Source organism: Sorangium sp. So ce327, assembly GCF_051530205.1.
Classification (GTDB): domain Bacteria; phylum Myxococcota_A; class Polyangia; order Polyangiales; family Polyangiaceae; genus Sorangium; species Sorangium cellulosum_B.
Genome location: NZ_CP150330.1, coordinates 4,140,573 through 4,153,363, shown reverse-complemented (window position 1 = coordinate 4,153,363; position 12,791 = coordinate 4,140,573). Strand labels below are relative to the sequence as shown.

The 12,791-nt window shown below is 70.9% G+C and carries 11 protein-coding genes and 2 tRNA genes; 7 read left to right on the top strand and 6 right to left on the bottom strand.

Features of this window, described 5'->3' with window-relative positions:
- The first annotated feature begins 45 nt into the window (after nucleotides 1-45).
- From WME95_RS15630 to WME95_RS15620, 3 genes are all read left to right on the top strand, one after another.
- The gene (locus tag WME95_RS15630; protein ID WP_437909156.1) at nucleotides 46-1,650 is read left to right on the top strand and encodes a polyamine aminopropyltransferase; all 1,605 of its coding nucleotides are present in this window, start codon (nucleotides 46-48) and stop codon (nucleotides 1,648-1,650) included.
- Nucleotides 1,651-1,654: 4 nt separating this feature from the next.
- Entirely contained in the window at nucleotides 1,655-3,292 is a 1,638-nt protein-coding gene (locus WME95_RS15625; RefSeq protein WP_437909155.1) for an FAD-dependent oxidoreductase, read from the top strand.
- Between the two features lie 238 nt (nucleotides 3,293-3,530).
- A complete protein-coding gene (locus WME95_RS15620; RefSeq protein WP_437552642.1) occupies nucleotides 3,531-4,349 on the top strand; it encodes a PP2C family protein-serine/threonine phosphatase in 819 nt (272 codons plus the stop codon).
- A gap of 233 nt (nucleotides 4,350-4,582) precedes the next feature.
- On the opposite strand, the gene WME95_RS15615 is transcribed toward WME95_RS15620, so the two are convergent.
- The 4 genes from WME95_RS15615 to groES form a co-directional block, all read right to left on the bottom strand.
- The gene (locus WME95_RS15615) at nucleotides 4,583-5,350 is read right to left on the bottom strand and encodes an MBL fold metallo-hydrolase (protein WP_437552641.1); all 768 of its coding nucleotides are present in this window, start codon (nucleotides 5,348-5,350) and stop codon (nucleotides 4,583-4,585) included.
- A 4-nt stretch (nucleotides 5,351-5,354) separates the two neighbouring features.
- Nucleotides 5,355-6,011, bottom strand: a complete 657-nt coding sequence (locus WME95_RS15610; protein ID WP_437552639.1) for a Crp/Fnr family transcriptional regulator — start codon at nucleotides 6,009-6,011, stop codon at nucleotides 5,355-5,357.
- Nucleotides 6,012-6,210: 199 nt separating this feature from the next.
- Nucleotides 6,211-7,899, bottom strand: a complete 1,689-nt coding sequence (gene groL, locus WME95_RS15605) for a chaperonin GroEL (protein WP_437717766.1) — start codon at nucleotides 7,897-7,899, stop codon at nucleotides 6,211-6,213.
- A gap of 68 nt (nucleotides 7,900-7,967) precedes the next feature.
- Nucleotides 7,968-8,264: a co-chaperone GroES gene (groES, locus tag WME95_RS15600; RefSeq protein WP_012235412.1), complete on the bottom strand. Its 297-nt coding sequence runs from the start codon at nucleotides 8,262-8,264 to the stop codon at nucleotides 7,968-7,970.
- 599 nt (nucleotides 8,265-8,863) lie between these two features.
- Between groES and WME95_RS15595 the strand changes: the two genes are divergently transcribed.
- The 3 genes from WME95_RS15595 (at nucleotide 8,864) to WME95_RS15585 (ending at nucleotide 9,906) form a co-directional block, all read left to right on the top strand.
- Nucleotides 8,864-8,937, top strand: a tRNA-Gln gene (locus WME95_RS15595).
- Between the two features lie 39 nt (nucleotides 8,938-8,976).
- Nucleotides 8,977-9,051: transfer RNA gene (locus tag WME95_RS15590), tRNA-Glu, on the top strand.
- 144 nt (nucleotides 9,052-9,195) lie between these two features.
- The gene (locus WME95_RS15585) at nucleotides 9,196-9,906 is read left to right on the top strand and encodes an NUDIX hydrolase (RefSeq protein WP_437909154.1); all 711 of its coding nucleotides are present in this window, start codon (nucleotides 9,196-9,198) and stop codon (nucleotides 9,904-9,906) included.
- A gap of 32 nt (nucleotides 9,907-9,938) precedes the next feature.
- Here the strand turns inward: WME95_RS15585 and WME95_RS15580 are convergent, their stop codons facing one another.
- Entirely contained in the window at nucleotides 9,939-10,910 is a 972-nt protein-coding gene (locus tag WME95_RS15580) for a hypothetical protein (protein ID WP_437909153.1), read from the bottom strand.
- 556 nt (nucleotides 10,911-11,466) lie between these two features.
- On the opposite strand from WME95_RS15580, the gene WME95_RS15575 reads away from it, so the two are divergent.
- On the top strand, nucleotides 11,467-12,354 hold the full coding sequence (locus tag WME95_RS15575; protein ID WP_437552634.1) for a DNA adenine methylase: 888 nt from the start codon (nucleotides 11,467-11,469) through the stop codon (nucleotides 12,352-12,354).
- A gap of 27 nt (nucleotides 12,355-12,381) precedes the next feature.
- Here WME95_RS15575 and WME95_RS15570 read toward each other — a convergent pair whose 3' ends face one another.
- A complete protein-coding gene (locus WME95_RS15570; RefSeq protein WP_437768353.1) occupies nucleotides 12,382-12,648 on the bottom strand; it encodes a hypothetical protein in 267 nt (88 codons plus the stop codon).
- Between the last annotated feature and the right edge of the window lie 143 nt (nucleotides 12,649-12,791).

Here is a 12,791-nt window from a genome sequence, read left to right as displayed (position 1 = left end):
CCGAACAGGCTGTGGTCCAGCGCGAGCGGTGCTAGGACCGCGCCGATGCCGGCCGTCGAGGAGAGCCCTGCGGGCGCTCGGGGCGCCCCTCCCGGGGACGCTCCGGCGCTCTTCCCTGCGGCGCAGCCGCTGCCCCGGCTCGTGCACCCGGCGCTCCTCGCGAGCGTGTTCGTCATCGCCACGTCGGGGCTCGTCTACGAGCTCATCACCGGCACGCTCGCGAGCTACGTGCTCGGCGACTCGGTGACGCAGTTCAGCTTCGTCATCGGCCTTTACCTGTTCGCGATGGGGATCGGCTCGTACCTCTCCCAGTACATCGAGAGCCGGCTCCTCGAGCGCTTCGTCGAGATCGAGCTCGGCCTCGCGCTGGTCGGGGGGCTCTCCGCGCCGATGCTCTTCCGGGTCTACACCGCGCTCGGGTCGTTCCGCGCGCTGCTCTACTCGCTCGTGCTGCTCATCGGGATGCTCGTGGGGCTCGAGATCCCGCTGCTCATCCGGCTGCTCAACTTCTCGCTGGATCTGAAGCGGCTCGTCGCGCGCGTGCTCACGCTCGACTACATCGGCGCGCTGGCCGCGAGCCTGCTCTTCCCCTCGCTCCTCCTGCCCCGCCTCGGGATCCACCAGACGAGCCTGTTCTTCGGCATGCTCAACGCGGCCGTCGCGCTCACGAGCACCTTCCTGTTCCCGCTCGATCGCGCCGTCATCGTCCGGCTGCGGGCGCTCTGCCTGATCGTGATCGCCGGGCTCGGGGTCGCCTTCGCGCTCGTCTCGCGGTTCGTCGAGCGCTCGGAGGCGCTCTATTTCGGGGCGCCCATCGTCTACGCCGCCCAGTCGCCGTACCAGCGCCTCGTCATCACGAGGAGCCCGCGCACGACGCGCCTCTTCCTCAACGGCAACCTGCAGTTCTCGTCGGACGACGAGCACCGGTACCACGAGGTGCTCGTGCACCCGGCCGTCGCCGCGCTGGGGCGCGAGCCGCGGCGCGCGCTGATCCTCGGCGGCGGCGACGGGCTCGCCGCGCGCGAGCTGCTCCGTTACCCGTCGGTCGAGCAGATCCTGCTCGTCGACCTCGACGGCGCGGTCACCGGCGCCTTCCGCGATCTGCCGCTCGCCGCGGACCTGAACCAGGGCTCGCTGCACGACCCGCGCGTCGCCGTCCGCAACGAGGACGCGTTCAAGTACCTTGAGGAGTCGACCGAGTCGTTCGATCTCGCGATCGTCGACTTCCCCGATCCCGGCAACTACGCCGTCGGCAAGCTGTACACGGACGCCTTCTATCACCTGCTCCGGCAGCGGCTCTCCGTGCGCGGGCTCGCCGTCGTCCAGGCGACGTCGCCCCACTACGCGCGCGAGTCGTTCTGGAGCGTCGTGACGACGCTCGAGGCGGCCGGCTTCAAGACCGCGCCGCTCCACGTGTACGTGCCGAGCTTCGGCGAGTGGGGCTTCATCCTGGCGGGCGGCGAGGGGCTCGCCGCGCCCGGCGCCCTCCGGATCGATCCGTCGAGGCTCCGCTACCTCGACTCGAGCGGCCTGCCGGAGCTCTTCCGGTTCCCCCGCGATCTCGGCCGCGTCGAGGCGCCGATCAACCGGCTGAACGACCAGAAGCTCGTCTCCGTGTACACGCGCGAGTGGGCCGAGTGGACCCGGTGATCCGGTGAACCGCCGCGGCTTCCTGAGCTCCGTGGCCGCGGGCTGGGTCGTGCACACGGCCGCGCCGGGGCGCGCGCCGCTCGCCGGCGAGATCGTCGGCGCGGCCCACGGCGCGGGCCACCTGCTCCGCGGCGGCCCGCTCCCCGCGGCGAGCGGCCCCGCCGAGCGCGCGGACGTCGTGATCGTCGGCGGCGGGGTGAGCGGGTTGTCGGCCGCGTGGCGGCTCGCCGGCGCCGGGCTCGATCTGCGGGTCCTCGAGCTCGAGCCGAGGCCGGGCGGCACGAGCGCGTGGGGCGACGACGGCGTCGTGCCGCACCCGTGGGGCGCGCACTACCTCGCCGCGCCGAACGTCGAGGCGCGCGCGACGCTTCGGCTGCTCGATCAGATGGGCGTCGTCACGGGGTGGGACGCGGCGGGGCGCCCCGTGTTCGATCCGAGGCGGCTGTGCCACGCGCCGGGCGAGCGGCTGTTCTACGAGGGCGCGTGGCACAGCGGCCTCGCGCCGGTCGACGCGCTCTCGAGCGAGGCGCTGGACGAGCTCGAGAGGTTCCACGCGCTCGAGGAGGAGCTCACGGAGCTCACCGGCAGCGACGGGCGCCCGGCGTTCCAGATCCCGCTCGATCGCTCCTCGCGCGACCCCGAGCTCCTCCGGCTCGACCGGATGAGCATGGCGGCGTGGCTCGATCGCGAGGGGTACCGCACGCCGTTCGTGCGCTGGTACGTGCGCTACGCGATGCTCGACGACTTCGGCGGCGAGCCCGAGGAGATCTCGGCCTGGGCGGGGCTGCACTACTTCGCGGGGCGCAAGGCGCGCGCGCCCGAGCTCGCGGGCAGCCGCTACCTCGTCTGGCCCGAGGGCAACGGCCGGCTCGTGAAGGCGCTGCTCGAGCGCGCGGCGCCGCGCGTGTCGCTCGGCGCGCTCGTCACGTCGGTGCGCCCGCAGCCGAGCGGCCGCGTCGAGATCGACTACGTCGACGTGCAGCGCGGCGAGGCGCGCCGTATCGAGGCCCGCGCGGCGATCCTCGCGGCGCCGGCGTTCGTCGTGCGCCGGATCTTCGCGGGGGGCGCGGCGGGCGAGCTGCCGGAGCGGGTCGCGTCGGCGTGGCTCGTGGCGAACCTGCACGTCGAGCGGCCCATCGATCCCAACCACGCGTGGGATTCCGTCCTCTACGGCGCGGAGGGGCTCGGCTACGTCGACGCGCGCCACCAGCTCACCGATCTCGCGGCGGCGACGACGCAGCGGTCGCGCCTCGCGACGCCGGTGCAGCGCACCGTGCTGACGTACTACCGCGCCTTCGGCGGGCCGGACGTCGCCGCCGCGCGCGCGGCGCTGCTCCGCGCGCCGTGGGCGTCGCTCGCCGACGGCGTGCTGCGCGATCTCGCGCCGGCGCACCCGCACCTGCGCGACGACGTCGAGCGGATGGACGTCATGATCTGGGGGCACGCGATGCCGCGCCCGCGCCCCGGCTTCCTCGGCCCGCGGCCGTTCGAGCCGCGCTGCGCGCTGTCCGAGCGCGTCGCCTGGGCCCACGTCGATCAGCCGGGGATGGCGCTCTTCGAGGAGGCGCAGGCCTGCGGCGTGCGCGCCGCCGAGGCGATCGCGGCCTCGGCGGGGATCGCGATCGGCGAGAGCTGGCTCTGAGCTCGATCGCCCGTCGCCTCGGCGCGCGCCGCGCGGCGGGGAACCCCACGTCCTCTCTCATCTTTCAAGAGCAAAGTGCGTCCGGCGAGCGGGCGCCTCCGGAACGGTCCTTTACCCCTGCCGCCGGCCGCTTCCAGCGGCCATGGAGCGGCCGCTGTGGGAGATCCAGCCCAGGATTTCAGCTTTGCCCTCGCCTTGAACTTGCGCTGCCCCCCTGCTCCGCGTCTACTCTCTGCCCATGTTGCGGACCCGGTTTGCCGGGATGACGGATACCGGGCTCCTCCGGGACCACAATGAGGACAACCTCCTCGTCAGCGAGGAGTACCGTGTCGTGGCCGTGGCGGATGGAATGGGCGGACACCGCTCGGGCGACGTCGCGAGCCAGCTTGCCGTGAGCACGCTCTCGGACTTCTTGTCCGTGACGGTGGGGAGGGACGCCACCTGGCCTTTCCCTGCCGATCCGAACCTGACCGAGGAGGAGAACTACGTCGTCACCGGCCTCAGGCTGGCGAACCGGCGCATCTTCGATCGCTCGCTCAAGACGCTCGCCGACTTCGGCATGGGCACGACGATCGTGGCGGCGATGTTCTCCAAGGACGCCGAGCACGTGACGGTGGGTCACGTCGGGGACAGCCGCTGCTATCGCCTGCGCGACAGCCAGATCACGCAGCTCACCCGCGATCACTCTCTCGTCAGCGACGCGGCGCACATGGCGCCGTGGATGACCGAGGAGGAGGTCAGGCAGCTGCCGGCCAACGTCATCACGCGCGCGCTCGGCATCCGCGAGGACGTCCTCGTCGATCTCGTGACGGACGAGACGCGGCACGGTGACGTGTACCTCCTCTGCTCGGACGGCCTGTCCGGGCTGGTGAGCGACGATCAGATCCTCGAGCTCGTGATGTCCAGCGGCTCGCTGGACGCTGCGTGCACGGCGCTCATCGATCGGGCGAACTACTTCGGCGGCACCGACAACATCACGGTCGTCCTCGCCCGCGTCGAAGAGGTGCCTGACGGCAAGCGCCCCTTCAACGACGAGCCCACCCAGGAAAGCCGCTAGCCCGCCGCGGCGCGCCGCTCTGCGGTCGCGCCGCTCTGCGGTCGCGCGCGAGCTCCCGACACCGCCGCCGCGCAGGCCTCACCCCTGCGCGGCGCGATCTCGCCCGGACCAGCGAGCGATCCCCCTCGGACAGGACAGCTCGGCCCCACGATCGCGTCGAGCGGAGCGCCGCCATTACCCGCGCGCGCACCACGCTCCGGACGCCCCGCCCCGATGCGTCGGCGATGCGTCGGCTACAGGACGAAGTGATCCATGAGCTGAAGGACCTCCAGGTTCAGCCCCTTCAGCGCGGCGCACTCCCGCTCCACCTCGGCCTGGAAGACCGGCTTGATGTGGTAGAGCATCGTCGGCAGATCCCTCGGCGCGCGGAACTTCTGGAGCTCGAGGGCGAGCGTCTGCGGCGTGTGGTGGCCGCTCACGGTGGCGAGGCGCTGCTCCCGGTTGGGGAAGCTGACCTCCATCAGCAGCGCGCGGAGGTCCTGCTGCTGGTTCAGCACCTCCCACAGCCGCTCCGTGGGCCCGGTGTCGCCGCTGTACGCGATCGCGCCGCCGTCCCCTTCGATCACGAACGCCGACGCGTCGATCGTGTGCGTCACGTGGACCGCGCGCACGAGCCGACCGGCGACCGGCGTGGGGCGCTCCGGCTTGAGCTCGAGGTACTGGATGGTCGGCTGCCCGGCGCTCGGGATGACCGCGAAATCGGGCCAGAGCACGTTGTTGAAGAAGTGCTTCTTGAGCGTCCGCAGCGTCTCGCGCGTGCCCGCGATCACGAGCGGCGGGCACCCGAGCTGGCAGCGGTTGTCCGCGATCGTGGCCAGGTCGCGGATGTGATCGAGGTGCGCGTGGCTCACCAGGCACGCCTCGATCCGCGCCTGGTCCTTCACCTCGAGCCCGCTGGTCAGCGAGCCGGCGTCGATCGCGAGGATGTCGTCCACGACGAACGCGCACGTGCGATGCCTGGGGGTCTCCCCGCCGTGGCAGCCGATGACACGCAGCTCCACTGGTTCAGCTCTCTCCGCCGAACTTCTGCGGCATGTCCAGGAACTCGATGAAATCCCTGAACCTGCGCATGTCGGTCACCATGATCGCCGCGGGTCCAGGCGGCCCGTACGAGAGGAGCTTCAGCCGGCGGAGCCGCTTCATCACCTCGTCCACCGTCTCTTGCTCGACGTCGACCTCGCGCGCGATGTCCTCGGGAGAGGAGCGGACGCGTATGCCTTCAGGCGTCTCCTCTCCGAAGGCCTCGGCGTGGCGCGCGAGCGCCAGCATCACGCGCGCCTTCGGGTCACGGTGCATGAGGATCTCGACGAGCGAGTTCGCCGCGTCGAGCCGCTTCGCCAGCTTCTTGAGGAGACGGAGCGCTATCTCGACGTCGCGCTGCAGCATGACCTCCAGCTTACGCGCGTCGATCACGAGGCAGCGGGACGGCTCGCTCACCGTCGCCGTCGCGTTCCGGGGCTTGCCGTTCAAGATCGCCATCTCGCCGACGAACTCGCCGGGCCCGAGCACCGCGAGCACCTTGTCCTCGCCGACGACCGACTTCGTGATCCGCACGGCGCCCGACTGGATGACGAACATGACGTCGCCGGAGTCACCCTCACGAAAGAGCACGTCGCCCGGCACGTACTCGCGGCCATAGCGGGCGAACGACGACTCCGACATTGCCCGGGAGTCTAGCGCCCCACGTGACCGCGGGTCAAAAACCCGGGCAAGAGCGCTGGCGCTCACAAAACACAAAACGCGAGAGGCCCCCCAAGCCAGCATGCTTTGGAGGGCCCCTCGGCCCGCTTCGTCGGGGCAGCGCGCCCGGCGGGCCGCCGCGCGGAGGCGGCGGCAGCCCGAGAGCGGCGCGGACAGGCGATCAACCCATGTCGAAGTCGCCCATGCCGCCCATGCCGCCCATACCCCCCATGCCGCCCATACCCCCCATGCCGCCCATGCCGCCGGGAGCCCCGCCGCCCGCGGCCTTCTCCTTCTTGGGCTTCTCGGCGACGAGGGCCTCGGTCGTGAGCATCAGCGCGGCGACGCTGGCCGCGTTGGAGAGCGCGTGCCGCACGACCTTGGCGGGATCGATGACGCCGCCGGCGAGCAGGTCCTCGTACGAGTCGGTCGCGGCGTTGTAGCCGAACGTCGGCGCGCCCGTCCGGACCTTCTCCGCGACCACCGTCCCGTCGACCCCCGCGTTCTGGGCGATCTGGCGGAGCGGCGCCTCCACGGCGCGGCGCACGAGCCGCACGCCGACGTCGCGCTCGTCGTTGAACTTGAGCGACTCCAGCGAGGCGGCCGCCCGGAAGAGCGCCACGCCGCCGCCGACCACGATGCCTTCCTCGACGGCCGCGCGGGTCGCGTGGAGCGCGTCCTCGACGCGCGCCTTCTTCTCCTTCATCTCGACCTCGGTCGCCGCGCCGACCTTCACCACCGCGACGCCGCCGGCGAGCTTCGCGAGCCGCTCCTGGAGCTTCTCGCGATCGTAGTCGCTCGCCGTGTCCGCGATCTGCTTGCGGATCGCCTCGATGCGGCCCTTGATGGCGGTCTTGTCGCCCTGGCCGTCGACGATGACGGTGTTGTCCTTGTCGATCTCGACCCGCTTGGCCGTCCCGAGGTCGCGCACCGTGGCGCTCTCGAGCTTCTGGCCGAGGTCCTCCATGAACGGCGTCGCGCCCGTGAGGATCGCGATGTCCTTCAGCATGTCCTTGCGGCGATCGCCGAAGCCGGGCGCCTTCACGGCGGCGACCTTGATCGTGCCGCGCAGCTTGTTCACGACGAGCGTGGCGAGCGCCTCACCCTCGATGTCCTCGGAGAGGATGAGCAGCTCGCGCCCCTGCTTCACCACCTGCTCGAGCAGCGGCAGGAGGTCGGCCATGGCCGAGATCTTCTTCTCGTGCACGAGGATGAGCGGGTTCGTGAGCACCGCGGTCATCTTCTCGGGGTCGGTCACGAAGTAGGGCGAGAGGTAGCCGCGGTCGAACTGCATGCCGTCGACGGTCTCGAGCTCCGTCGTCATGCGCTTGTTCTCCTCGACCGTGATCACGCCCTCCTTGCCGACCTTCTCCATGGCGTCGGCGAGGATCTGGCCGATCTCCTTGTCGCCGTTGGCGCTGACCGTGGCGACCTGGGCGATCTGGTCCTTGTCCTTGGTCGGCTTGGCGGCCTTCTGCACCGCCTCGATGACCTTCGCGACCGCCGCGTCGATGCCGCGCTTCAGATCCATCGGGTTGTGGCCGGCCTCGACGAGCTTGAGGCCCTCGCCGAAGATCGCCTGCGCCAGCACCGTCGCCGTCGTCGTGCCGTCGCCGGCCTTGTCGCTCGTCTTCGAGGCGACCTCGCGCACCATCTGGGCGCCCATGTTCTCGAGCTTGCCGGCGAGCTCGACCTCCTTGGCGACCGTGACGCCGTCCTTCGTCACGACCGGGGAGCCCCAGCTCTTCTCGATGACGACGTTCCGCCCCTTCGGCCCGAGGGTCACCTTGACCGCATCGGCGAGCGTGTTCACGCCCTTGAGGATCGCGGCGCGGGCGCCGCGGCTAAAAACGATCTGCTTCGCAGCCATCTCTCAATCCCCTCGCGGCCGCGCGGCCGCGTGTACTAACGCTTGCGTTCGGTTGCCTCAGACCTGGTTCACGAGGCGGACTCGGTCACGGCGAGCACGTCGTCCTCGCGGATGAGCACGTGCTCCTCGCCGTCGAGCTTCACCTCGGTGCCGCTGTACTTGCCGAACAGCACCTTGTCCCCGACCTTCACATCGAGCGGGCGAACCTTGCCGTCCTTCAGGACCTTGCCGTTGCCCACCGCGACGACGCGCCCCTCGATCGGCTTCTCCTTCGCGGCGTCGGGGATGATGATGCCCCCCTTGGTCTTCGTCTCGCTCTCGACGCGCTTGACGACAATCCGATCCTGCAGCGGCCTGATTTTCATGCTGGCTCCCTCGTCCTCGGCTTGTTGACTGACCATCGGCTCGCCGGAGGTCCCGTTCGCCCCCCCGCTGGGGCGATCCGCCCGCGCGACGAGAGCTAAGTGCCCGACATCGCAGTGTCTTGGCACTCTCCTAGGCCGGTGGCTAAACCGCGGCCGAAAGTAAATCAGTCACCCGGCGCGTCAAGGGCACGCAGCAGGGAGCCGCGACTTTTCCGGGGCCGAAAGTCCAGGGCGGCGAAGCCGAGATGGCTGGAGAAGCGACGGGCGACGGCGAGAGCGCGGTCGCGACATCGTGGAGCCTCCCCAGGGACGAGCCCTCCGAGAGTGCGAAGACAGTACGGACGGATTATGGCGAGAGCGCGATGGCATCAGCGCGACGACAACGGACGGCATACAACGAGGGCGGAGCGGGTTGAGCGAGGAGCCGAGCAGGGGGAAGGGCTCGCTCGATGCCCGAGTCGCTCGAAACACGCGAGAACTGGGCGATTTTTGGCGGTGAGCATTTTTCTTCGGCGGGTCCGATTTTGATCGCTTGACAATCCAGGCAGCCCGAGTAGATTCCGCGGCCCGTGGCGCTGATGAACACGGCGCTGACCCCTTGGGGGATCGTCTAACGGCAGGACGCAAGATTCTGGCTCTTGCTATCAAGGTTCGAATCCTTGTCCCCCAGCCAGGCCGCTCAGCTCTGCTGTCGGTCTTCTCCACAGAACAAGGTCCCATCGTCTAGCGGTTAGGACATCGGCCTCTCACGCCGGTAACGCGGGTTCGATTCCCGCTGGGATCGCCACTTCACACCTCTCGCCTCGTTTCCTGCTGCTTCCGTCTGATGTCGTGCGTCGGGCACGGCAAGAAGCACAGCGTCATCGAACGAGCGAGCACGCAGATCAGCGAAGACGTCTTGCTCCGTTCACGTTGCGCTACCCTGTGGCGCATGGCGGCGCAAGACGAAGAGGAGCTCTTCGACCTCCTCGATGACGGCGGCCGGCCGCTCGGCATGCGCAAGGCGCGCAGGCTCGTTCACCGCGACGGCGACTGGCACCGGAGCGTTCACGTGTGGGTGCTCCTCGAGCGGGGGCCCGATGGCCTGGAGCCGGACGGCGGCCGGAGCGCCGCGGAGCCCTGGGTGCTCTTCCAGCAGCGCAGCCCCGACAAGGACACCTGGCCCGGCGCGCTCGAGGTCGCCGTGTCGGGGCACTACCGCGCCGGAGAGGATCTCGCGGGGGCGCTGCGCGAGGCGGAGGAGGAGATCGGCCTGCCGCTCTCGCCGCGCGACGTTGTCCGGCTCGGCACGCGCCGCAGCCAGGACGATCACGCGCCGGGCATCGTCGATCGCGAGCTGCAGGACGTGCTGCTCGCGACGACCCGCCGCGCGCTCGAGGAGCTGCGTCCCGATCCGCGCGAGGTGACCGCGCTGCTGTCGCTCCCGCTCGGCGCGGCGCTGCGCCTCGTCCGAGGCCAGGTGCCCCGCGCGAGCGGCCTCGTGCGGCGGCCGCCGGACGCCGCGGGCGCCGTGAAGGTCGAGCCGCGCGACGTGCGGCTCGATGAGTTCGTCGTCGCGCGCGACGGCTACTTCGAGCGCGCGCTCGACACGATCCGCAGGCGCCTCGCGGGCGAGGCGCCGGCCCCGTGGCTCCTCGGCTAGGACGGCGGCGCTCTCTCCTCGCGCCCGTGCTGTCAGCCTGAGCCGCGGCGCCCGTCCGCCGGCCGCCGGGGCTTCTCGGGGGGCACCGCCGACGCGACGAGGAACCCCTCGGCGCGGTGCGGGGCGAGCCCGCAACGCGCGTTCATGCGCTTGGCGATCTCGTCGCCGGCCCTGACGAGCGCGTAGAACCACCGGATCCCGAAGCGATCGTGCCCTTCCCGGAGCGCCGCCGCCTGCAGGGGGGCCCCGAGCCCCCGCCCGCGGTGGTCCTCGCGCAGCGAGGTGCAGATCGGCATGGCCGTCCACGAGGGCGCCTCGCCCACGTCGGAGATCCAGAGCGGCGGGGCGCCCAGCAGCCCGAGCTGGGCGAGCGCCTCGCGCCCGCCGATCTCGGCGGGCTGTGGCCGCGTCATGACGCACAGGGTGGCGCAGCCGATCAGCGCCCCCGCGCCGTCGCGCAGCGCGAGCGTCAAGGAGCGCCCCTCGCCGCCGCGCAGGTACCACCCCGGGAGCGGCGCGTGGCCGCTCTCGGCCTGAAGCTCCTGGATCGCGCGGATCGACGCATCGTCGTCGTCCGGCGACACCCTGGACAGGCGCAGGCCCGGCGGGAATGAGCGAAACCGGCTGAGCCCCTGCACGGCGGCGCGCACCTCACCGGCCGGGGCGCCCATCACCGAGAGGTCCTCGTCCACGGAGAGCCCCGCCTGGCGCAGCGACGCCGAGAGCGCGGCGAGCTCCGGCCGGGGGGCGTGCAGGATCACGCGCTCGAAGCAGCGCACGAGCGCCTCGCGCCGCTCCGGCGGCGTCCGCTGGGCGTGCAGCAGGATCAGCGAGCGGCCGTCGGTGGTGATGCCGTCCTGCTCGCCGATCCAGTCGCGGGCGGCGTACAGGATCCGCTGAGCACGGTAGTCCGCGGCTTCACCGAAACAACCCGGTCCGTCCGCAGGACCGGGGCCGCGCTGCTGCGGGGCGTCGTCGCGATCGAGGTCGAAGGCAAGCATCATGGCGGCATCCCTCCTGTCGAGAAGCAACGGCGGCTGCCACGAATGGCGGCCCCTCGAGGAGCCGCCACCCGGCGCGGGACGCCCGCGCCCAGCGCCCGAGCGAGCCCCTGCCGCGCCGCGCAGGTCCACCGGCGAGATGGCCTGACGCGGCGGTGCGCGAATGCGGGAGAGCGCCGCTCCACCAGCGGCTGTTCAGCCCGCGTGTCGAGACTTCAACTTATCCCTGCTCGGCGATCGCGCAAGCGGCGACATGCCATGATCCGGGCAGCGCTCCAGCGGGGACACGCACGCTCATGCATGCTTACAAGCAATCGGAATCACTAACGAATCAGGCCAACATCCACTGTCGATCTCAGGACACATCGCCGCCCGACGGGGCCGCGGCATGGACATAGAAAGACCTAGCCTGGAGAGACCCATGGCCCCGGGCACCCGCGCGTCGGGGGCGGACCGGCGAGGCGCGTCGGACGCGTCGGACGAGCGCGCTCGCTCGCGGCGGCCTTCGGCGGTTGAGGACGATCGCGCGCCCTGGTAGGTTGGCGTCCAGTATTGCGCGATGACCACCGCCCTTGTCACCGACCCCGACGACGACGCGCCCGTGACGCCACGCCCGTTCCTCAAATGGGCGGGCGGCAAGGGCCAGCTGCTCCGCCAGTTCCAGCCGCTCCTCCCCGCGTCCTACGGGCGCTACTTCGAGCCCTTCATGGGGGGGGCCGCGCTCTTCTTCTGCCTGCAGCCGAAGCGCGCGGCGCTGACGGACGTCAACGCCGAGCTCATCGACTGCTACCGGGCGGTGCGCGATCGGGTCGACGAGGTGATCGCCGCGCTGGGCAGCCACGCCTACGAGGAGGCGCACTACTACAAGGTTCGCGACGTCGATCCCGCCTCGCTCTCGCTGCCCGAGCGCGCCGCGCGGACCATCTTCCTGAACAAGACGGGGTTCAACGGGCTCTACCGGGTGAACAGCGCCGGCCGCTTCAACGTGCCTTTCGGCCGCTACGTCAAGCCGGCCATCTGCAACCCGCCCCAGCTGCGGGCCTGCTCGGCGGCGCTGCAGGGCGTCGAGATCGAGGTCCGCGACTTCGAGCGCGTGCTCGACCACGCCCAGGAAGGCGACTTCGTGTACCTGGACCCGCCGTACTCGCCGGTCTCGTCGACCGCGAACTTCACGTCCTACAGCGCGGGCGGCTTCGGCTTCCGCGACCAGGAGCGCCTCGCCGCCCTCTTCGCCGAGCTCGACGCGCGAGGCGTCCAGGTGATGCTCTCGAACTCCGATGTTCCGGAGATCCCGCCGCTCTACAAGCGGTTCAAGATCGACCGCGTCGCGGCGCTCCGGAGCATCAACGCGAAGAGCGACGCCAGAGGCCGCGTGGGGGAGATCGTGATCCGGAACTACGGCGCCAGGCGGAGCCGCAAGGCGGCGCCCGCAGACAAGGCGGGCTGAGCCCGGCGCCGCCGCGCGGCGCGCGGCTCAATCGACGGTCTTGCCCTCGTGCTTCTTCGGATCGGGCGCCGCGCGCTCCTCGGCGTACGCCATCGCCACCTCGATCTCCTCGTGGATCTCGCGCGAGGTGACCTTGTTCCCCGAGGGATCGACGGCCTCCCACACGAAGCCGCGGACCTCACCCGGACGCTCGGGTATCCAGCGGACCCGCAAGGTCCAGCCGTGCAACTCCGCCGTATAACCGCCTTCCTCGTGATCCCGCTGCCACGCAGAGACGGTCGGGTGCTTCACCATCGCGATGTCTCCGGCGCAGAAGGTCGAGAGGACAGAAGAACTGTTCCCGAATGGCCGCGCTCCCCCCCCGAGCAACGCCGCCGTCCGGGAACACGGGGAAGATAGCAGGCGCCCGACGCGCGGCGATCAGGCAGGCGTGTGTT